The 20,938-nt window shown below is 54.2% G+C and carries 21 protein-coding genes and 3 tRNA genes; 11 read left to right on the top strand and 13 right to left on the bottom strand.

All coding sequences use genetic code 11. The features are described 5' to 3' along the window. Positions 1 to 6: 6 nt before the first annotated feature. Positions 7 to 1,002, bottom strand: a complete 996-nt coding sequence (gene ubiU / locus EO763_RS03200) for a ubiquinone anaerobic biosynthesis protein UbiU (RefSeq protein WP_103161943.1) — start codon at positions 1,000 to 1,002, stop codon at positions 7 to 9. Positions 1,003 to 1,345: 343 nt separating this feature from the next. On the opposite strand from ubiU, the gene ubiT reads away from it, so the two are divergent. Together ubiT and EO763_RS03210 are read left to right on the top strand one after the other, a co-directional pair. Next, positions 1,346 to 1,870 (top strand): ubiquinone anaerobic biosynthesis accessory factor UbiT, encoded by a 525-nt coding sequence (ubiT, locus tag EO763_RS03205; protein ID WP_161528065.1) that lies wholly within the window; start codon positions 1,346 to 1,348, stop codon positions 1,868 to 1,870. Further along, on the top strand, positions 1,864 to 2,406 hold the full coding sequence (locus EO763_RS03210; RefSeq protein WP_161528066.1) for a GNAT family N-acetyltransferase: 543 nt from the start codon (positions 1,864 to 1,866) through the stop codon (positions 2,404 to 2,406). The genes ubiT and EO763_RS03210 overlap by 7 nt, the downstream gene beginning before the upstream one ends. Before the next feature lie 24 nt (positions 2,407 to 2,430). On the opposite strand, the gene EO763_RS03215 is transcribed toward EO763_RS03210, so the two are convergent. Then, positions 2,431 to 2,730: a GIY-YIG nuclease family protein gene (locus EO763_RS03215; RefSeq protein ID WP_102118059.1), complete on the bottom strand. Its 300-nt coding sequence runs from the start codon at positions 2,728 to 2,730 to the stop codon at positions 2,431 to 2,433. Between the two features lie 351 nt (positions 2,731 to 3,081). Beyond that, on the bottom strand, positions 3,082 to 3,378 hold the full coding sequence (locus EO763_RS03220) for a hypothetical protein (protein ID WP_161528067.1): 297 nt from the start codon (positions 3,376 to 3,378) through the stop codon (positions 3,082 to 3,084). A gap of 49 nt (positions 3,379 to 3,427) precedes the next feature. Here EO763_RS03220 and deoC point away from each other — a divergent pair, with 49 nt between their 5' ends. From deoC to deoD, 4 genes are all read left to right on the top strand, one after another. Beyond that, a complete protein-coding gene (deoC, locus tag EO763_RS03225; protein ID WP_161528068.1) occupies positions 3,428 to 4,207 on the top strand; it encodes a deoxyribose-phosphate aldolase in 780 nt (259 codons plus the stop codon). Positions 4,208 to 4,382: 175 nt separating this feature from the next. After that, a complete protein-coding gene (deoA, locus tag EO763_RS03230; RefSeq protein ID WP_161528069.1) occupies positions 4,383 to 5,711 on the top strand; it encodes a thymidine phosphorylase in 1,329 nt (442 codons plus the stop codon). 89 nt (positions 5,712 to 5,800) lie between these two features. Continuing rightward, positions 5,801 to 7,024 (top strand): phosphopentomutase, encoded by a 1,224-nt coding sequence (gene deoB / locus EO763_RS03235; RefSeq protein ID WP_161528070.1) that lies wholly within the window; start codon positions 5,801 to 5,803, stop codon positions 7,022 to 7,024. 47 nt (positions 7,025 to 7,071) lie between these two features. Then, positions 7,072 to 7,791, top strand: a complete 720-nt coding sequence (gene deoD / locus EO763_RS03240) for a purine-nucleoside phosphorylase (protein ID WP_044203954.1) — start codon at positions 7,072 to 7,074, stop codon at positions 7,789 to 7,791. 80 nt (positions 7,792 to 7,871) lie between these two features. On the opposite strand, the gene EO763_RS03245 is transcribed toward deoD, so the two are convergent. From EO763_RS03245 to EO763_RS03275, 7 genes are all read right to left on the bottom strand, one after another. After that, the gene (locus tag EO763_RS03245; protein WP_161528071.1) at positions 7,872 to 9,620 is read right to left on the bottom strand and encodes an ABC transporter ATP-binding protein/permease; all 1,749 of its coding nucleotides are present in this window, start codon (positions 9,618 to 9,620) and stop codon (positions 7,872 to 7,874) included. Between the two features lie 48 nt (positions 9,621 to 9,668). After that, positions 9,669 to 12,164 (bottom strand): TonB-dependent siderophore receptor, encoded by a 2,496-nt coding sequence (locus tag EO763_RS03250; RefSeq protein ID WP_161528072.1) that lies wholly within the window; start codon positions 12,162 to 12,164, stop codon positions 9,669 to 9,671. Between the two features lie 136 nt (positions 12,165 to 12,300). Next, a complete protein-coding gene (locus tag EO763_RS03255) occupies positions 12,301 to 13,263 on the bottom strand; it encodes a FecR domain-containing protein (RefSeq protein ID WP_161528073.1) in 963 nt (320 codons plus the stop codon). After that, positions 13,260 to 13,802 (bottom strand): sigma-70 family RNA polymerase sigma factor, encoded by a 543-nt coding sequence (locus EO763_RS03260; RefSeq protein WP_161528074.1) that lies wholly within the window; start codon positions 13,800 to 13,802, stop codon positions 13,260 to 13,262. Before EO763_RS03260 ends, EO763_RS03255 begins: the two co-directional genes overlap by 4 nt. 237 nt (positions 13,803 to 14,039) lie before the next feature. Further along, entirely contained in the window at positions 14,040 to 14,519 is a 480-nt protein-coding gene (locus tag EO763_RS03265) for a discoidin domain-containing protein (RefSeq protein WP_161528075.1), read from the bottom strand. A 312-nt stretch (positions 14,520 to 14,831) separates the two neighbouring features. Continuing rightward, the gene (rimI, locus tag EO763_RS03270) at positions 14,832 to 15,275 is read right to left on the bottom strand and encodes a ribosomal protein S18-alanine N-acetyltransferase (protein ID WP_039470760.1); all 444 of its coding nucleotides are present in this window, start codon (positions 15,273 to 15,275) and stop codon (positions 14,832 to 14,834) included. Then, positions 15,226 to 15,657, bottom strand: coding sequence for a DNA polymerase III subunit psi (locus EO763_RS03275; RefSeq protein WP_010309329.1), 432 nt, complete (start codon positions 15,655 to 15,657; stop codon positions 15,226 to 15,228). The genes rimI and EO763_RS03275 overlap by 50 nt, the downstream gene beginning before the upstream one ends. 159 nt (positions 15,658 to 15,816) lie before the next feature. On the opposite strand from EO763_RS03275, the gene rsmC reads away from it, so the two are divergent. Then, a complete protein-coding gene (gene rsmC / locus EO763_RS03280; RefSeq protein WP_039491195.1) occupies positions 15,817 to 16,866 on the top strand; it encodes a 16S rRNA (guanine(1207)-N(2))-methyltransferase RsmC in 1,050 nt (349 codons plus the stop codon). 36 nt (positions 16,867 to 16,902) lie between these two features. On the opposite strand, the gene EO763_RS03285 is transcribed toward rsmC, so the two are convergent. Next, entirely contained in the window at positions 16,903 to 17,895 is a 993-nt protein-coding gene (locus EO763_RS03285; RefSeq protein WP_161528076.1) for an aldo/keto reductase, read from the bottom strand. 113 nt (positions 17,896 to 18,008) lie between these two features. On the opposite strand from EO763_RS03285, the gene EO763_RS03290 reads away from it, so the two are divergent. From EO763_RS03290 to EO763_RS03305, 4 genes are all read left to right on the top strand, one after another. Then, positions 18,009 to 18,914, top strand: coding sequence for a LysR family transcriptional regulator (locus tag EO763_RS03290; RefSeq protein WP_161528077.1), 906 nt, complete (start codon positions 18,009 to 18,011; stop codon positions 18,912 to 18,914). Between the two features lie 103 nt (positions 18,915 to 19,017). Next, positions 19,018 to 19,104 (top strand) — tRNA-Leu (locus EO763_RS03295). A 79-nt stretch (positions 19,105 to 19,183) separates the two neighbouring features. Next, positions 19,184 to 19,270 (top strand) — tRNA-Leu (locus tag EO763_RS03300). Between the two features lie 43 nt (positions 19,271 to 19,313). Then, positions 19,314 to 19,400: transfer RNA gene (locus EO763_RS03305), tRNA-Leu, on the top strand. Between the two features lie 140 nt (positions 19,401 to 19,540). On the opposite strand, the gene EO763_RS03310 is transcribed toward EO763_RS03305, so the two are convergent. Both EO763_RS03310 and EO763_RS03315 read right to left on the bottom strand, forming a co-directional pair. After that, entirely contained in the window at positions 19,541 to 19,831 is a 291-nt protein-coding gene (locus tag EO763_RS03310; protein ID WP_161528078.1) for a DUF1435 domain-containing protein, read from the bottom strand. A 106-nt stretch (positions 19,832 to 19,937) separates the two neighbouring features. After that, positions 19,938 to 20,840 (bottom strand): LysR family transcriptional regulator, encoded by a 903-nt coding sequence (locus EO763_RS03315; protein WP_161528079.1) that lies wholly within the window; start codon positions 20,838 to 20,840, stop codon positions 19,938 to 19,940. Between the last annotated feature and the right edge of the window lie 98 nt (positions 20,841 to 20,938).

Consider the following 20,938-nt stretch of genomic DNA (forward strand, 5'->3'; position numbering starts at 1 on the left):
CTCTCGCTACTGCCATTTACGGTGATAAGCGCCAAGCGTGGTCTGCGTACCTTCTGCCACGGCACCTAATGCGTCCATCCATGCCTGTGTTGGCATGAATGTGTCAGGATTGGTACGGCAGCGATCGATAGCCTGTCGCCATACCTGCGTAATCTGGCTGACGTAGGCCGGGCTGCGCTGGCGGCCCTCTATTTTCACTGAGGCAATATTGGCAGCCATCAATTCAGGCAGCAGTTCCAGCGTGTTCAGGCTGGTTGGCTCTTCCAGCGCATGGTAGCGCTGCCCATCGACTACATAACGGCCTTTACACAACGTGGGGTAACCAGCGTTTTCATCGTCCTGATAGCGATCGATCAGGATATTGTTCAGGCGTGATTCCATACCGTTTTCGGTCTGTTGCCAGCGTACAAATCGCGCTGGCGAGCAGGCACCCACGGTATTCGGTGATTCACCGGTCAGATAAGAAGAGAGATAGCAGCGGCCTTCCGCCATGATGCACAGGCTGCCGAAGGCGAACACTTCGAGCGGCACGGGGCTGGTACGAGCGATTTGCTTCACTTGGTGAATGGACAGCACGCGCGGCAGTACGATGCGTGCGACATCGAAATGGCGATGATAGAAACGGATCGCTTCGGTGTTCGTCGCGGAAGCCTGCACCGACACGTGACGCTCGATGTTGGGATAGCGCTCGGCGGCATATTCGAGCATCGCGAGATCGGCGAGGATCAGCACGTCGGCACCGATCTGTGCGGCCATGTCCACGGCGCGCTGCCAGCGCTGATAGCCGTCCGGGTGAGCAAACGTATTGATGGCGATGTGCAGCTTACGCCGGTGGCGGTGCACATACTCGCGCGCTTCCTGTAGCTTCTTATCGGTAAAATTCAGCCCAGCAAAATGACGTGCGTTGGTGTCATCTTTCAGGCCGATATAGACCGCATCTGCGCCATTATCGATGGCAGCTTTCAGTGCCGGCAGGTTGCCAGCGGGGCAAAGCAGTTCCATACACAATCCTTCATTAATCCCTTCGGGGCCGTAGCGGCTCGGTACGATCAATGATGTTCAGACTGACTCACGTTTATGACGGGCGCTCTGCCTACCTCGCCGTAAGCGATTTTTTATCAGTCGGTGAATGTTGTTAACGATTGGGAATCTTAATTAACCAAATCGGTAAGGACTTTGATTTAAGGCAGTTTATGGTGCTAATCGTCGCGCAAGGACAAAATCTGTTGGGCATAATCGGATAACCGACTAAATTATTGACATAGACCTCTGCCGCGTGCGGTGGATGTGGCAAAATGTTTGCAGATTATCTGAACAGTCAGATTGCTTTAAGAGGAGTACGCCAGTGTTGGAAAAACTACGAGCGCAGATTGTGCGTCAGGGGCCGAGCTTATTCGGTAAGCCACTCAAGTTCACCCCCTTTGCGCTACAGCGTCAGGTTTTGGAACAGATGTTGGGCTGGCAGTTCCGTCAGGCGCTGGAAGAGGGCGATCTGGCATTTCTCGAAAGCCGCTGGCTGAAAATTGAGGTGCGTGACGTTGGCTTGCAGTGGTTTATGACGCTACGCGACGGGCGTCTGGTCGTGAGCCATGCTGAGACGCCGGATGTCAGCTTCAGCGCAGATGCGAACGATCTGATTTTGATCGCCGCGCGTAAAGAAGATCCTGATACGCTCTTTTTCCAGCGTCGTCTGCGCATTGAGGGCGATACCGAGTTAGGGTTGTATGTGAAGAACCTGATGGACGCCATTGAGCTGGAATCTATGCCTGCGCCGCTGCGCATTGGCCTGCTGCAACTGGCGAACTTTGTTGAAGCCGGCTTACAGGAGGGCGTAGTGCAACCAGCGAATCACACGCCAGTATCATGCTAGTTCGGGTGGAAATTCCCGTTGATGCCGCAGGGATCGACAACTTATTGCGCCGTGCTTTTCCAACGGGCGCGGAAGCGGATCTGGTTCATCAACTGCGTGAAGATGGCTTATTGACGCTCGGCGTTGTGGCGACTGACGATGAAGGTGGCGTGGTGGGCTACGCGGCATTCAGCCCAGTGCTGATCGACGGTGAGGATCGCCAGTGGGTGGCGCTTGCGCCGTTGGCGGTAGACGAAAGCCTGCGCCGACAGGGCGTGGGGGAGAAGCTGGTCTACGAAGGACTGGATGCGCTGAATGAATTTAGCTACACCGCCGTCGTCGTGTTGGGTGAGCCAACGTACTACTCTCGTTTTGGCTTTGTTCCGGCCACAGAGCATCAGTTGCACTGCCGCTGGCCGGACAGTGAATCGGCTTTTCAGGTCTATCCGCTGGCGGATAACCATGTTGTTGATGAAGGTCGTCCTGAGGGCGAAAGCGGATTTGAAAGCGCGAGCGGGCTGGTTGAATACGCCGAACCGTTTAACCGCTTTCTCTAGCGTGATTCGTTAGCCGATAGCGCATCAATACAAATTGTTTGAAATACAAAGTGTCTTGGGCTGGTCTTGTACCAGCCTTTCTTTTTGGTTTTTGCTCAATTGCTTAATGCGATATTCCAGTTTAAGTGCGTCTGAGCGATCGCCCACCAGACAGTGAAACACCAGCGTTAATTCTCCCTTTCCCCGCAGCGCTTTTGCCCCTTTTCCCGTTTGATGCTGATTCAGGCGGCGGCTGACATCCGTCGTGATACCCGTGTACAACGCCCCAGCGACCGTGCGCAGTATGTACAGATACCAGTGAGAGTCTTCGGCGTGTTCAGTCATTGCGTTATCTGCGGCTTCTCGGAAACAGTCGTGTTGATGGTTAGTTTAGGGCGCTTGTCCTGCTGCGTGAAGTAGCATGTTGCTGTTGTTTTGCGGATTGCCACCTTTTCGCAGGGAAATAATTTCCTGCTCTGCCAGCGGTTTCTCCCTGTGTTTAGGGAGAAGCCGCTATGCTTATTACATGACATCAACCCACAGCCGTCGGTTTCTATCCCGCGTGTTGCCCGTGGTTGACGCCCTCTTTTTCCTGATATAGAGGGATCATCTGGCCGACAAGGTTGTCACTGTTAATTCATCGAACGCACCTTATCTGGAGAAGTATGTGTGATAAAAATCACATATAATCACTATCTATTGCATTTCTCTTACATCAAGTGTGATTGGATGCACAAAATAGTCCGGCATGGCGTGTTCAAATGTCTGATGAATCGTTTGTTGTCTGATGAATAATTTTTTGTTTGATGAATAATTGTTTGATGAATAAATAGTTTCTTTCGATGTCGTTCTTTCGGTGTTGAAATCATCACAGAATGAAGGGTAGAGGAAGGCTGACTGCGGTGAGAAGGATCTCGGTGCCGCTACAGGTTGTTTCTCCTGAGCGCTATCTTCAAGGAACCAAGTCCGCTCGCCAAACGTGCTGGTTGACACCAGTTAATGTTCAGGGCCGGTTAGACCGGCTGACGAGTTGGAGTGTTGTATGACCAAGCTGACCACGGCCGCGCAACGCGCGCTGGCGCTGATGGATTTAACCTCGCTGAATGGGGATGATACGGATGAAAAAGTGACGGCACTCTGCCGTCAGGCCAACAGCCCAGCAGGGAAAACTGCTGCTATCTGTATCTATCCACGTTTTATCCCTCTGGCGAAAAAAATCCTGCGTGAGCAGGGTACGCCGGATATCTGCATCGCGACGGTGACCAACTTCCCTCACGGCAATGATGATGTGGGCATTGCTGTTGCAGAAACCAAGGCAGCGATAGCCTACGGCGCTGATGAAGTGGATGTCGTATTCCCTTACCGCGCACTGATAGCTGGCAACGCTCAAATCGGTTTTGAGCTGGTGCAGGCATGTAAAGCCGTGTGTCAGGATGCCCATGTGCTGCTGAAGGTGATCATCGAAACGGGTGAGCTAAAGCAAGAAGCGCTGATCCGTCAGGCGAGCGAGATTGCCATCGATGCGGGGGCCGATTTCATTAAAACCTCGACTGGTAAAGTGCCGGTGAACGCGACGCCAGAAAGTGCGGCGATCATGCTGAAGGCGATACGCGATAAAGGCGTGGGCGAGCGCGTTGGCTTTAAAGCGGCTGGCGGCGTGCGTAACGCGGAAGATGCCGCCATCTACCTGCAACTGGCGGACGATATCATGGGCGCTGAATGGGCGATTGCGCAGCATTTTCGCTTTGGCGCATCCAGTCTGCTGGCGAGCCTGCTGACAACGCTTGGCCACGTGACAGCGGCTCCGAAAGGTAGCTACTAATCACGCGCACAGGCGCACTATTTTATTTGTGACAACGCTATTCGTGACAACACTATTCTTTACAACATGTTGTTTATAAAGCATTTGTATTCATGGCGGCGTTGGCTCACCACAGCAAATGTGCTCGCAGCGACAGGCTGCTGAGCCACATCAGAATTCATCAGGAGTACAGACCTTGTTTCTGATTCAAGAAATTATTCGTAAGAAACGTGATGGAAAAGCGCTGAGCGAAGAAGAAATCCGCTTCTTTATCAATGGTATTCGTGACAATACCGTTTCGGAAGGCCAGATTGCGGCGCTGGCAATGACCATTTATTTTCACGACATGTCGATGGATGAGCGCGTGGCGCTGACGCTGGCGATGCGTGACTCTGGCACGGTATTGGACTGGAGGAGTCTGAACCTGAACGGCCCGCTGGTGGACAAACACTCTACTGGTGGCGTCGGGGATGTCACCTCGCTGATGCTGGGGCCGATGGTTGCCGCCTGTGGGGGCTACGTCCCGATGATCTCCGGGCGCGGCTTAGGGCATACTGGCGGCACATTAGATAAGCTTGAAGCGATTCCGGGACTGGATATTTTCCCGAACGATGAAGATTTTCGTCGCATCATCCAGCAGGTTGGTGTCGCGATCATTGGGCAGACCTCATCGCTGGCTCCGGCGGATAAACGCTTTTACGCCACGCGTGACATTACCGCTACGGTTGATTCAATCCCGCTGATCACTGCGTCGATTCTGGCGAAGAAGCTAGCGGAAGGGTTGGATGCGCTGGTGATGGACGTCAAAGTGGGGTCGGGGGCGTTTATGCCGACCTATGAACTGTCCGAACAGCTGGCGCAGGCGATTGTCGGCGTAGCGAATAACGCGGGATGTCGCACCAGCGCATTGCTGACTGACATGAATCAGGTGCTGGCCTCTAGCGCAGGTAACGCGCTGGAAGTGCGGGAAGCCGTGCGTTTCCTGACGGGGGAGAGCCGCAATCCACGCCTGTATGATGTTACTATGGCGCTATGTGGTGAGATGCTGCTGGCGGGCGGGCTGGCAAGCTCGGCGGACGACGCGCATTCACGTCTGCAAGCCGTATTGGATAACGGCAAAGCTGCCGAAGTCTTTGGTCGCATGGTCGCTGCACAGCGTGGTCCGAGCGATTTTGTCGAACACTACGATCGTTACCTGCCGGTGGCGACACTAAGTAAGCCGGTTTTTGCGACGCGTGAAGGCATCGTGACTGGGATGGATACCCGCGCGCTGGGCATGGCCGTCGTCTCGCTGGGCGGTGGACGCCGTCAGGCCACGGATACGATCGATTACAGCGTCGGTCTGGATAGCATGATCAGTCTGGGTGAGCGCGTTGATGCGCAGCGCCCGCTGGCAGTGATCCACGCCAATACGGAAGCGCAGTGGCAGCAGGCTGCGAATGAAGTCCGTGCCGCGATCCAACTGGGCGACACGGCACCAGAAAAGACCCCGATGGTCTATCGTCGAGTGAGCGCAGAAGCGTGATCGCACAGGGCCGGTTAGTGGTCGTCTTGAATTGATTTTCCCCTGCCTGTCGGCAGGGCGTTAGCGCATAGCTGCGCAGGAGAAAAAGAATGAAACGTGCATATATTATGGTTCTCGACTCGTTTGGGATCGGCAGCAGTGCTGATGCAGAACGTTTTGGCGATGTCGGTTCGGATACGCTGGGTCATATCGCTCAGGCGTGTGCAGCAGGGACGGCGGATAAAGGGCGCAGCGGCAAGCTGCATTTGCCTAACCTGAGCCGTCTGGGGCTGGGTAAAGCTGCTGAGGCCTCAACGGGGACGTTCCCGCAAGGGCTGGATGAAAACGCAGATATCATCGGTGCTTACGCGCACGCCAGCGAAATCTCCTCGGGTAAAGATACCCCGTCTGGTCACTGGGAAATTGCCGGTGTGCCTGTCCTATTTGACTGGGGCTATTTTAAAGATGAAAAAAACAGTTTTCCGCAGGAGCTGCTGGATAAACTGGTGAAGCGCGCCAATCTGCCCGGCTATCTGGGCAACTGCCACTCTTCCGGTACGGTGATTCTGGATCAACTGGCTGAAGAACACATGAAAACTGGCAAGCCAATTTTCTACACCTCTGCGGATTCGGTGTTCCAGATTGCCTGCCATGAAGAAACGTTCGGTCTGGATAAGCTGTACGAGCTGTGTGAAATCGCCCGTGAGGAGCTGACCGAAGGGAATTACAACATCGGGCGCGTGATCGCACGTCCGTTTATCGGCGACAAACCCGGGAACTTCGAGCGTACTGGCAACCGTCACGATCTGGCTGTTGAACCGCCTGCGCCAACTATCCTGAAAAAAATGGTGGATGAAAAAGGCGGTGAAGTGGTTTCCGTCGGTAAAATTGCGGATATCTACGCGCAGGTCGGCATTACCAAGAAAGTGAAAGCCACCGGCATCGATGCGCTGTTTGACGCCACGCTGAAAGAAATGGATAGCGCGGGCGACAACACTATCGTGTTTACCAACTTTGTTGATTTCGACTCTGCCTACGGCCACCGCCGTGATATTCCGGGCTACGCTGCCGCGCTGGAGCTGTTTGACCGTCGCCTGCCAGAAATGCTGTCCCGCGTGAAGGGTGACGACATCCTGATTCTGACGGCTGACCACGGCTGTGATCCTAGCTGGCATGGCACCGATCACACTCGTGAGAACGTCCCAGTGTTGATCTATGGCCCGAACGTGAAGCCAGGGTCATATGGCCACCGTGAAACCTTCGCCGATATCGGGCAGACGGTCGCGGCCTACTTTGGCCTGTCGCCTATGGACTACGGCAAATCGATACTGTAAAACACACCGTTTTTTACGTGAAACTTGATTAATTAAGGAATAAACGCATGGCTACGCCACATATTAATGCAGAAATGGGTGATTTCGCGGACGTTGTACTGATGCCGGGCGACCCGCTGCGCGCTAAGTACATTGCAGAAACCTTTCTGGATGATGCCCGCGAAGTGAACAACGTGCGTGGCATGTTAGGGTTCACGGGGACTTACAAAGGCCGTAAAATTTCGGTCATGGGTCACGGTATGGGTATCCCATCCTGCTCAATTTATGCGAAAGAACTGATCACCGAATTCGGCGTGAAGAAGATCATCCGTGTGGGTTCCTGCGGTGCGGTACGTGAAGATGTTAAGCTGCGCGACGTGGTGATCGGCATGGGTGCCTGTACGGATTCTAAAGTGAACCGACTGCGTTTCAAAGATCACGACTACGCGGCGATTGCCGATTTCGATATGGTGCGTAATGCCGTTGATGCTGCTAAAGCTCGCGATGTTTCTGTCCGCGTTGGTAACATCTTCTCCGCCGATCTGTTCTACACGCCAGATCCGCAGATGTTCGACGTGATGGAAAAATACGGCATTCTGGGTGTGGAAATGGAAGCGGCCGGTATCTATGGCGTCGCGGCAGAGTTCGGTGCGAAAGCGCTGGCCATCTGTACCGTTTCTGACCACATTCGTACCGGTGCACAAACCACGTCAGAAGAGCGTCAAAACACGTTCAACGAGATGATCGAAATCGCGCTGGAATCCGTTCTGCTGGGCGATAACGAGTAACATCACGACAGCCCGGACATCTGCTCCGGGCTCCATTTTCCTGCTGTTTCCTTCACATCGTTTCCTTCAAACGGTGCCTTTCAAATCCTTCCGTAAGCAACCTGCGGTATGTCCGCTTCTGGCGGCGTAACCAAATGATCGACCGTGCAGTTATCTGTTTCCTCTTTCTTCTCTGGTTCAAGTGGCGTTAACCGTACCTGATGTTTGAAGCATGCCAGCACCGCAGGCTGATGGCTTACGGCCAGCACAATGGTTTGCGGCAATGTTAATCTGATTTGCTCTAGCAGTTGAAGCGCCGCTGCGTCGTCGAGCTGGCTGGTGGCTTCATCCAGACAAAGTAGCGTCGGGTGCAGCAGTAACGCACGCGCGAGCGACAGGCGCTGTTGTTCACCGCCTGATAGTTCTCGACTCCAGTTCGCTTTGTCGTCCAGACGGGGAATCAGCGCGGCCAGCCCAGTTTGTTCTAGCACTGCGGTCAGCTGTGCGGTATCCGCTAACTGCGCCTGCGGATAACACAGTACCTGACGCAGCGTGTCCTGCGGTAAATAGGCCTTTTGCGGTAAAAACAGCGCGCGACCCGCAGGGAAATGCCTCTCTCCTTGTGAGGCCGGCCACAGCCCCGCCAGCGCCCGCAGCAGCGTGGTTTTTCCACTGCCGCTGACTGCGCTGAGCACCGCCCATTCACCAGCCTGAAGCGTGAGTGTCAGCGGGGCAAAGTACGGTGAACCCTCCGGGCGCGAGACGGACAGCGCGTTGATGTGCAGAGCATAGCCTTCATGGCGAGGTTCCTCTGGCATCGGTAATTGCTGTAAGCGGTGCTGGAATTCCCACAGCCGTTCAATCGTAGAAGACCACTGAACCAACTGGCGATAGGCATCGATAAACCAGCCAAAGGCATCCAGCACATAGCCGAAAGCGGATCGCGCCTGCATAATCGCCCCGAGGCTAACCTGACGGGCGAGAAACAGTGGCAGGGTAGCGAAAACCGGAATAATCAGGCTGAAACGGAAATAGCTGGTCGTAAAGCTCTCCAGCCGGAATTCTCGCGTCATTAAACGCTGCCAATTTTGCACAATAGGCAGGAAGTGTTGCCGCATCCGCTGCTGCTCGGCCTCGCTCCCTTGGTAAAACGCGATTTGCTCGCTGTTATCTCGAACTCGCAGCAGCGTGGCGCGATAGTCGGCTTCTGCCCGCTGACGTTCAATATTTAGCTTGTGCAGACGATGCCCCAGCAGGTGCGTCACCACGCTGGCTACTGCGGCGTAAACCAGTGCGATCCACACCAGATAGCCGTGTACCGTGATGGTGTAGCCGGCTAGCGTGAAGGTATGGACGCCGGAAAGCTGCCAGAGAATGGCGATGAAAGAGAAAAAACGGGCGGTATTTTTCAGCAGCGAAAGCAGGAGTTCGAGACTCTGTTCAATCAGCAGACGGATATCTTCCGCGATGCGCTGATCGGGGTTATCCAGCCTGGCGCTGAGCTGGTAGTGGGCGTGATTACGCAGCCAATCCTGCTCATATTGATGCGTCATGATATCGCGCCAGCGGATAATCAGCTGTTTCTTGAGCCAGTTGCCACAGATGATCACCAGCACGAACAGCAGCGTATAGGCTAGATAGCGCACGGCCATGTCGTAGATTGACGCGTGCTGAAAGTAGTCGGCCAGCGCGTCGTAAAAATCCCGGCTCCAGTTGTTGTACTGCACGCTGATCCACACGACGGAGAGCGTCAGGCTCATAATCAGCAGCAGCAATAACCACAGCAGAGTGGCCCGCGTGGTCAGCCAGAAAGGCGCGACCAGCGCATAAAAGCGTTTAAGCGTTTGCATAATGGGTTGGGCGATGGCCTGCCAGCATAGGCTGGCAGGCGTGTTCGCTTAGAAATTCCACTTCGCGGTTAGCATGAAATTACGTGGGTCGCCGTAATAGTTGTTGCCGCTAAGATGGCGGTTGTTCAGGTTTAAGTAGTAGGTTTTATCCGTCAGATTATTGCCCACCAGATTGAAGCTCAGGTTTTTGCTGTACTGATAGCGGACATTGGCGTTAAACAGGGTGTAACCGCCCTGGTGCAGACCATAAACCCGATTAGGGTAGGTTTGTGTCTCGGTCTGTGCCGTCATACCTGCGCCAATCGTCCATTGGTTCAACTCACCCGGCAGATTGTATGAGGTGTAGAGTTTGAACATATGTTTCGGCGTACGCGGGCTGAACTGTGCCGCTCTTTCGCTCGCGCTACCTTCAAGATATTTACTGTTGGTCAGGGTATAACCTGCCTGAATCTGCCAGCCTTCGGCCAGTTTGCCCGTGACATCCAACTCCACACCCTGGCTGCGTACTTCGCCTTGAGCTTGCGAGCAGCTTGTCCCGATCAGGCAAACCGAACTATCCGCGACAGCCATCGCGCGGTTCGCCTGAATGATGCGGAACAGCGCCAGCGAGGTATTCAGATCGCCATCAAAGAACTCGCCCTTCACACCGGTTTCATAGTTGGTGCCGGTAATGGCGGGCAGCAGCTTACCGTTGCGATCTTTTTCGCTCTGTGGCTTGTAGATCTCGGCGTAGCTCAGATACCAGGTGTAGTTGTCAGCAAAGTCCCACAGCAGGCCGCCGTAAGGCACAAACTCATTGCTGGCATGCAGGCTGCTGAGTGAGGACGTATTGCGGAGATGGTTAGTGAAATACTCGTCATAGCTGTAGGCGCTGTAACGGCCGCCCAGAATCAGCTTCCAGTCATCCGCCAGTTCGAATCTGGCCGTGGCGAACGCGCCGCGCTGATACAGATTAAAGCGGTCGTTATAGTGATTGTTGTAGAGACTCGTATTTGACCAGTCTGGTTCTGCCAACGAATTCGGCTGCCAGTTGAAAATATTCACGCTGCTGGTGTTGTTGATGCGGATGTGGTTGTTATCGAAATTCTCTTTCTGATAATCACCTCCCACCACCAGTTCATGATTACGCCCCAATAGCTCGAACGGACCGTTCAGGCTCAGGTTGTAACCCCACTGTTCGGCCTTATTGTCGTAGCGCAGATTATTGTTTAGCGATGACGTCCCCGTTGCCGGATTGACGCCGCTGGTGCCGTTCATGATACCGATATAGCTGCTTGCTGCACGGGAGTGGATATAGTTCAGCGCGGTTTTCAGCGTCCAGTCGTTGTCGAAGTGGTGTTCCAGTTCGACAAACGGGTTAATTTTTTCAAACTCAATGCGGTTCCAACTGGCGCCCAGATAGGTGGATCGCGGCAGGTTCAGGCTGCTTTTATTGGTGGCGAACGGGATGCCATACACATCAGGCACGCCCCGGGTCTTTTGCCAGTTGATGCCGCCAGTGACCGTGGTGGATGGCGTCAGATCGTAGGCCAGCGTGCCGAACAGCACTTTTCTTTCACTGTGCTCGTAATCTTTAAAGCTTTGCTTATCCTGATAAACGCCAACGAGACGGCCGCGTAAGCTGGCATCGTCGTTTAGCGGCCCAGAAACATCGAGCTCGCTGCGGTAGTTATCCCAACTGCCCGTGCCAACGCTGCCGGATGCCTGAAAATTGTGAGTAGGCTGCTTGCGCACCAGATTAACGGTGCCGCCGGGTTCTCCATTGCCTTGTGACAGGCCGGACGCACCGCGCAGGATTTCGACGCGGTCATAAATCGCCAGATCGGGTGATTCGCTGGAGGACTGAACCGCCCCCATGTTGGACACGCTGTTCTGGCTGGAAAAGTTAACGCCGTCTTCCTTGATATTATCCATCACGAAAGCACGCGATTCGTATTTCACCTGATAGCTATTCTGATTGACCACGTTAATGCCGGTGGTTTGTTTCATGGCCTCATCCAGCGAGGTCATATTCTGATCGTCCATGCGCTGGCGCGTCATAACGCTCACCGACTGCGGTGTTTCTCGCGGTGACAGATTCAGCTGTGTCGCGGTATTCATGCTGCGCGTGGTGTAGGACTGAGTGCCTTCGGTCACGCCGTTGCGGTTGATGCCCGCCACGACCAGCATCTCATCCCCCTGCGGTATTCTCTGTAAGCGCCAGACGCTATTAGGCTGCGGAATCACCTGAAGCCCGCTTCCTGCCAGCAGCGCCGCAAATCCGTCCTCCACGCTGTAGTTCCCTTGCAGGGATTTCCCTGCTTTGCCTGTTGTCAGCTGTGCATCGCCGACCAGATAAACGCCCGACTGGGCAGCAAACTGGTTCAGTTGCTGGTTAAGTGGCCCGGCAGAAATCGCGTAGGTTTTGGTGGCTGCTGTGGCTGTCGTTTCTGCTGCGATTGCAGTGGAATGTGCGAGCAGCGGTGCGCCGCACAGCAGCAGGTGAACGGCAATTGCCAGTTTGGAAGGAGTGCGCTGTGTAGAGAAAAATGGAATCAATGCCATGAAAATTCGCCTTCTGACCCAGAGTAAAAATTGGTGGTTTTACTGTGAATCGAACGACAGCGGAGAAAGGGGAACTCAAAAGAGAAAATTTTTTGTCTGCATCCCCAAAAAGCGGTATCCAAAAAAGACGGCGAGATCAGCGTGGCTCGACGGTCACCCACCACGGAAAACGCCGCTGGATGCGGACCGGGAAGGCCTGCGCCAGCATGTTCAGTGCCATATCGGTATCGGTTAAGGGGAAGGTGCCCATCACGCGTAAATTGGCAATGGCAGGTTGGCACGCCAGATAGCCGTGGCGATAGCGGGACAACTGTGCCACGACCTCTCCCAGCGGCATGTTGTCCGCCTGGAGCACGCCGTGTGACCAGTCGGCATCATTCTGCTGGTTGGGCACGATGTTACCCTGACCATCGGCGTTAAAGCGCAGGTGATAGCCCGCATTAACCCGACGTGTGGCGGAGGCGGATGTGGCGCTGATCTCAACCGCGTGTTGGTAAACGGTGAGCGTGGTAGCGTCCGGTTCCTGCGCGACGCTGAAGCGCGTGCCCAGCGCCTGCATACGCCCTTGCGCGGTGGTGACGAAGAAGGGGCGAGCGTCGGCGGCGGTCTCAATCAGAATATCCCCCGCCAGCAGGGTAATTTCCCGACGCTGGTCGCTGTAGCGGATATCAATCGCGCTAGCAGTGTTCAGCCACAGTCGGGTGTTGTCCGGTAAGGTGAGCGGTTTGATTTCTCCAACCGCGCTGTGATGATCGGCCGTCATCGCCAGCAGCGAGTTTTTTAGCGGCGTATGGCGGTACGTCAGCCAGGAAAGCAGTGAACCGGTGCTGAGTAGCGCGGCGAGCTTGAGCGCACGGCGGCGTGTCATCGGTGCAGGCTGGTGCAGTAGCGTATTCAGCGCGGGCTGCTGGCCGTCGCCACGCAGCGGTTGGAAGCGCTGGCTGACTGTTTGCACGTATTCCCAGGCCTGACGGTGTTCCTCGCTTTCGTCCATCCAACGCTGCCAGTGGTGGTAGTGTTCATCGTCAGGTTCCCGATCGCACAGTTGGGCGTACCATTGCGATGCCTGCTGCAAGGCGATAAAGCTGGGCTTATTCATGAATCAACGGCCTGACCGTCCGCGTCTATCTCCGCTTCCAACAGCACACAATGCAGCATGGCCTGTGCCATGTATTTTTTCACCATGCGTTCGGAAACACCCAGCGTCTCGGCAATGTCCCGATAGGGTAATCCCTGTACCTGCGCCATGATAAAGGCCGCGCGTACCTTCTCTGGCAGCGCTCGCAGCATGGCATCGACCTGATACAGGGTTTCGAGAATGATGTTGCTGTCTTCCGCCGACAGTGCAACCGGTTCTGGCTGTTCGGCCAGCGAGGTGAGCCAGGCGCGTTCAATTTCCCGTTTGCGCCACAGATCGACGCACATGCCTTGCGCCATCACGCTCATATAAGCCCGCGCCCCCGCGTGGCTGTCGAACTGACGCGGTTTCAGTAAGAGCCGTAAAAATACATCCTGCGCCAGATCGGCCGCATCGCACAGATTCCCCAGCCGTTTGCGCAATAGCCCCTGTAACCAGCCATGATGCTGACAATAGAGCTGATGCAGATCTGCTGAGGTATCAATATTGGCTGATGACATGTCTGGTGCCTGAAACGGAGCGATAGGAGGTCAAATTTCAGGCGCATATTAATTGAGAATGATTTTTATTTCAATGCTAAGGAAAATGTGGGTAACAGTGTCGGAGGGGGAGGTGAGGGAGCGGTAAGCACGCAGGGGGCGAAAGGTTGGAATGCACCACACTCGATAGCCGTATCGGGCGTGGTGCTTCAGCGACAGCGGAATCGACTGACCTAAGCGCCAGACGATTCCAACACGTTACTTGATGGCCTGAGCCGGAACCTGTGCGGCACTGTTAAAGCTGATCTCGTTGATGGCACTCCATTTGTTCACATCGGTGCCGAACGTATCCAGCTTGAAGAATTTCGCTTTCACGGCAGGGAAGGTGAATTTTTCACCGTCTTTGGCGTTGTTGGAGGTGACCAGATTGTCAGCCAGTTTTTGCCAGGTTTTACCGTCGGTGGAGTAGGAAACGGAGAACTTCAGTTTGCGCTCGTCCGCTTTGAAAGGAACCAGAACAAAGTTTTCAACCGACTGTTCCTTATCCAGTTCTACCTGAACCCAACTCTCACCATTTGCCGCCCAGCGCGTTTTTACGTCGCCATCGGCAATGTTGGCAGGTTTGTGGCCCTTGTCTGAATCATAAGCGGAAGCTGTCACCGCCGTTACTTGTACCGCGTAAGCGGAAAGAGAGAATAAACTGCACAGGAGCGTCGTAGCCAGAGTGTATTTTTTCATATTATTCCTCGTAGATAACGGATAAACCATACATGCCTGTAAACCAGAAACATGAAATGGAATCTCATTGTGATAAAAAAGAAACGAGGTTTTATTTATAGCGATCACGTTGCGGGGATTTTTCTATCAGGAAAAAAGGCAGAGCGGGATGGGGCGCACATTACGGCACCCGCCGTATACTCGTAATACTTCAAGTTGCATGTGCGTTGGCAGCGTTCAGTCACCCGAATCACTTACTTGAGTAAGCTCATCGGGATGCCTTCTCTTGCCGCCTTCCTGAAACTCGAATTATTTGGAGTATAGATAAAGAGGTTAGCCGAGCGGCAGCGCCATGAGAATGGCGTCTTCCCGACCCTGGGCCGTAGGGTAATAATCCCGGCGCACGGAGACTTCGTTAAATCCCAGGCTTTCATAAAGTGCGATGGCTCGCGCGTTTGACTCGCGTACTTCCAGCCACAGCGTCAGAATTCCGCGCCGTTCCATTTCGTCGATCAGATGTTCCAATAGTTGGCGACCCAACCCCTGACGCTGGTGGTCGGGGTGCACCGCGATATTGAACAACGTCGCTTCATCCAGCACGACCTGTGTAATGGCGTAAGCGGCAAGCTGCCCGTCATGCTCCAGTTTGATGTTGAAATAACGCTCACCTTGATTGCTGACAAACGTCTTTTCCGACCAGGGAAAGGCGTGGCTGACTTGTTCAATTTTAAAGGCTTGTGCCAGATCGGCTGGCGTCAGAGAAGATATCGTGTTCATGTTCACAGATCTGTTGCCACAGCGCCCGTTTGGCGTCGGCATTTTGATAAAGTTCGGAAAGCAGAGGGCTGGAAAGCTGAACACCCTGTAGCGCAATGGGTTCCGCGATGCCCAACCGCCAGCTATGGCAGTGCGCGTCGGCGGGCAACATCTCGATCTGCTGCGGCGTCAGGCGATAGGCTTGCGCGGGAGTGAGCGCCAGACTGTGCAGAACGTCGGTCAGCAGCGGTTCATCATCGGCCAGCGGCTCGGCGGAGACAATCACCAGACGCACCTGTTCGGGCAGACTGACGGCGATTTCGCCTTGCAGCACCGTCGGGCGACGCAGCGTCCACTGCGTAATCCCCAGTTGCTGTAGCAGCCTGTCACGTCTTGATTCCATGCGTTATCCTGTCTGGCGTGCGAGAAAATGATCCGTGCCTATGCTAACAAACCCCGTCAGACTGCGCCAACGTCGGTGCGGTTATTTCCTCTCCGCTCTGCAACTTCGGGGACGAAGCGTATATAATCCCCCGCTCAATGATTAAGGAGCCGTACCCTGATGTCCGCATTAACCCCCGCCAGTGAAGTCATACTGCGCCATAGTGACGAATTTCTTTCACGCCGAGTTCTGTTTGCCGGTGATTTGCAGGATACCCTGCCCGCGCAATTTGAGGCGGCGTCAGTGCGTGTCCATTGCAACCAATACCACCACTGGCAACAGATGGCAAAGCCACTTGGGGATAACGCTCAATATGGTCTGGTCGCGGATGCGGCGCTGGTGGCGGATAGCGACACGCTGATTTATTACTGGCCGAAGAGCAAACAGGAAGCGGAATTCCAACTGCGTAACCTGCTGTCTCTGATGCCGGTCGGTACGGAAATCTTCGTTGTTGGGGAAAACCGCAGCGGCGTGCGTAGTGCTGAAATTGTGCTGTCTGACTTCGTTGAGCTGGCAAAAATTGACAGCGCACGTCGCTGCGGGCTTTACCACGGTCGGATTGACAAGCAGGCCAGCTTCACGCTGGATGAGTGGTGGGACGAATATGTGACGGACGGCGTGACCGTCAAAACGCTTCCGGGTGTCTTCAGTCGTGATGACCTGGATCCGGGTAGCCGACTGCTGCTGTCTACGTTTGAGCCGCACATGAAAGGCAAAGTGCTGGATATCGCCTGCGGTGCGGGCGTACTGGCATCGGTACTGGCGAAACAGTCGCCGAAAATTCGCCTGACGTTGAGCGATGTCAGTGCAGCCGCTGTCGAATCCAGCAAGGCAACGCTGGCGGCGAATGCGTTAGAAGGCAGCGTGATTGCGAGTAATGTTTACTCCGACATCGACGGTCGCTTCGATATGATCGTGTCTAATCCGCCGTTCCATGACGGCTTACAGACCAGTCTGCAAGCCGCGGAAATGCTGATTCGTGGTGCAGTGACCCATCTGCCGATTGGCGGGCAGTTACGCATCGTCGCTAACGCCTTCCTGCCTTATCCGGCGCTGTTAGATGCCGCCTTTGGTAGCCATGAAGTGCTGGCGCAGACTGGACGCTTCAAGGTGTATCAGGCCACCGTCGGTCGTCCGCCGCGCACAGGAAGCAAAGGTCGTCGTCGGTAATCCTTATTACTGATATTGCCTTTACTGATACTTCTTCTATTGATTCAGTGCCGCCATACTCTCCTTGCCGTAGCGTTCGCCTGCTGCGGCATCGGGTGGGAAAATAGCATCAATGGCGGCCAGTTCCTCTTTCGTCAGCGTGACATCCAGCGCTGCAACGTTCTCTTCCAGATAACGACGGCGTTTGGTGCCCGGAATCGGCACAATATGTTCACCCTGCGCCAGTACCCATGCCAGCGCCAGCTGTGATGGCGTCACCTGTTTTTCCTGCGCCAGTTGGTTAATTTTCTCTACCAGTTGCAGGTTTTTGCCGAAATTTTCCCCCGAGAAGCGTGGATTGGTACGACGGAAATCGTCGGCAGCCAGGTCGTCTGGGCTGCGAATCGCGCCAGTCAGGAAACCACGGCCGAGTGGGCTGTAAGGCACAAACCCGATACCCAGACGCTCACAAGTGGGCAGAATCTCGGCTTCCATATCGCGCGTCCACAGTGAGTATTCGCTCTGTAACGCTGTAATGGGGTGCACGCGGTGCGCACGTTCTAGCGTGGTGGCGGAGGCTTCACTCAGGCCGATGTAGCGAATCTTACCTTCCTGAACCAGCTCTGCCAGCGTGCCGACTGTCTCTTCAATGGGAACGGTTGGGTCGATGCGGTGCTGATAGTAAAGATCGATAACGTCCGTCCCGAGGCGCGTCAGACTGCCTTCCACCGCACGGCGGATGTAGTCCGGTTTACCGCAGACGCCGCGTGCGTTGGGGTTTGCTGGATCGCGCATGATACCGAATTTGGTCGCCAGAAAGACCTGCTCACGCTTGCCTTTTATGGCTTTGCCGAGCAGCAGCTCATTGGTATGAGGGCCATACATATCGGCGGTATCCAGCAGCGTAACGCCCAGTTCCAGTGCGCGATGCAACGTGGCGATGGATTCTTTTTCATCCTGCGCGGTGGAGTAGAAATCACTCATTCCCATGCAGCCTAGCCCAATAGCCGAAACCTGCGGGCCGTTCGCACCTAATTTGCGCTGTTGCATTGTCATCTTCCTCATGTCGTTGGCAGTGAAAGTAGTCTGGTTGTTTATCCAACAAAGATAAATGCCGCTTTTTATGCAACACTATTCAAAAATAACCAACAATGGTGGCGGCGATGGATCACATTCAGGCGATGCGGGTTTTTGTGCGTATTGTCGAACTGGGCAGCTTTAGCCGCGCGGCGGAGCGACTGATGCTGCCACGCGCGACGGTGAGCAACACCATCAAACAGCTTGAAGCACGGCTTGGAGTTCGTTTGCTGCAACGTACGACTCGTCAGGTGCAGATCACCGATGAAGGGCGCGTTTACTATGAACGCTGTCTGCAATTGCTTGCGGAAATAGAAGAGATCGACACGCTGTTCACGCAGCAAAAGCAGCAACCCGTGGGTAAAGTGCGGGTGGATATGCCGCACTCGCTGGCGCGGGAAATCGTCGTTCCGGCGCTGGGCGAATTCTACGCGCGTTATCCGCAGGTAACGCTAATGCTGAGCGCCAACGATGCGGCGATTAATGTGCTGCGTGAAGGTGTCGACTGTGTGCTGCGCGCCTGGCAGACGGACGACGAAACGCTGGCCACCCGCCATTTGCCGTCAATGCCGCAGGTGACCTGTGCGTCGGCCGACTATCTGGCGCGATACGGTGTGCCGCGTTCGCTTGATGAGCTGTCGGGGCATCAGATGGTCGGGTATTTCTCTTTGCGTACCGAACACCGTTATCCGCTGGAATTCATGTCGGGAGATGAGTGCATTACGCGTATGCTGCCCGGTGTGTTGCAGGTTAATGGCACCGATGCCTACATCGCCAGCGCGCGTGCCGGATTGGGGATTATTCAGGCACCGCGTCGTGGTCTGCGCCCGTTTCTTGAAAGTGGAGAACTGGTGGAAATCTTGCCGGAAATGCCGCCGCCCGCGATGCCGCTTTATGTGATGTATGCGCCCGGTCGTTTTCTCGCGCCACGGATTCGTGTGTTCATTGAATGGCTCGATGAGCTCTTTACGCGTCACGCCGCAGCGAGATGATGTTTTTTGCAGCAAACCCCGCATTCCAGAGGAAATAATCATTGACGTGAACGTGAAAACCTCTAGAATTCGCCCCCGTAGTGATATTGCGTAAAGCAGTGTTGCGAAGGTGGCGGAATTGGTAGACGCGCTAGCTTCAGGTGTTAGTGTTCTTACGGACGTGAGGGTTCAAGTCCCTCTCTTCGCACCAACATCACTACACGGTTCTCGTTTGTCGAACCGAAGCAGTAAATCAGTGTTACATGACATAGTTATTGCATGACAGAGTTGCGAAGGTGGCGGAATTGGTAGACGCGCTAGCTTCAGGTGTTAGTGTTCTTACGGACGTGAGGGTTCAAGTCCCTCTCTTCGCACCATGTCGTGATAAATTTACTGTATAAGACAAACAACGTTCTCAGTGCGAAGGTGGCGGAATTGGTAGACGCGCTAGCTTCAGGTGTTAGTGTCCTTACGGACGTGAGGGTTCAAGTCCCTCTCTTCGCACCACAGATTCCCTCTGTATCTTCCTGATTTTCTTTCCTGTTTATTCTCTTTTATCCCGTTTCTAGCTATGCCGCTTTTTCGCGATTATTTACCATTCTGGGTTGTGTACTCTTTCTCGTTTACTTATATACATCCACGTACCTTTACAGGGTTGTTAGATTAAACGTGACGGACAGCGCCGCCAAACCGCCAGCCAGCGCAATGCAGGATGGCAGCAATAAATAGTGGCGCAAACGTTGATGAAACAGCATGACAAGCGTCGCCAGCAGCGCAATGGCGATAATGACTTTCAGATGCGTCAGGTTCAGATCGAGCAGTGCTAATAACGGCATGATGGCACAAGGCAACAGCACGCCCCAGGCGCTCGACAAATGCTTCCCCATACACCAACTCACGCTCCATAGCCCACAGGCTGTGATCATTGCTGTCAGCATTTTTTCACCCGTCAAAAATGATAATGATAACTAATATCATATAAGAATTTATATCAATTACTAGTTTTTTGACGAGCAGATTGGTGGAATTTTCTTCATCAAGGCATTAATTGGGATGTTGGCTGCTCAGATGCTGGCGTATCAGATGGATCATATTCACGATCGTGGCCGATCGTTCATGTTTGCGCCAGATAGCCGCAATTTTTGTATGGGCTTCGGGCATGCCGATATCATGATAGGTCACATTATCCACCTTAATACAGGCGAGCGACTCCGGTACAAGGGTGATGCCGAAGCCTGCGGCGACCATCCCGATGGTGGCGGGTAGCTGTGGGGCAAATGGGCTAGGTTTGGGGCCATAGCCTGACAGATAGCAAGTGCGGATTATCATGTCGTGCAGCCCTGGACACACCCCGCGCGGGAAAATAATCAGCGGTTCCTGACGCAGCTCGCTAAGTGAGATCTGCGCTTTATGGCTCAGCGCATGCTCTGCGGGTAACACCAATTTCATCGGCTCTTCAGCCAAAATTTCCCCGTCAATATCATCGCTAAGATCGCAGGGTAAGCGTAGAAATGCGATGTCGATATTGCGTTCTTGCAGTGCAGTAATGAGCGCTGCCGGATTTTCCTCCTTTGGCAGCGGCTGAACGTGCGGATACTGCTGACAGTAACGATGCAGTAGCGCAAGCACGGTCGGGTGAAACATGGCCGACGGCGAAAACCCTACGTTCAAGCTACCTTTCTCACCTCGCGCAATGCTCCTTGTCCGCGCGATGGCCGAATCGGCAAGCTGCAAAATCTGACGTGCATCTTCATACAGCGCTTGTCCTGCGTCTGTCATTTCTACACCGCGCGTCAGTCGCTTGAACAGCGGTGTGCCGATTTCCTGCTCGAATTTCTTGATCTGCTGGCTGAGAGGTGGCTGTGACATCCCCAGATTTTCCGCCGCACGCGTGAAATGCTTAGCTTGTGCAACGGCGACAAAATAGCGCAGATAACGTAGTTCCATTTACGTGACTCCATATGTTTACGATCTTGAAATGACCTTTATTGCATATTGGAATTTTGTTCTCTTCTGCGTCAATCTTTATCTAAATATTAGTAACG

It is taken from the genome of Pectobacterium odoriferum (assembly GCF_009931295.1).
Classification (GTDB): domain Bacteria; phylum Pseudomonadota; class Gammaproteobacteria; order Enterobacterales; family Enterobacteriaceae; genus Pectobacterium; species Pectobacterium odoriferum.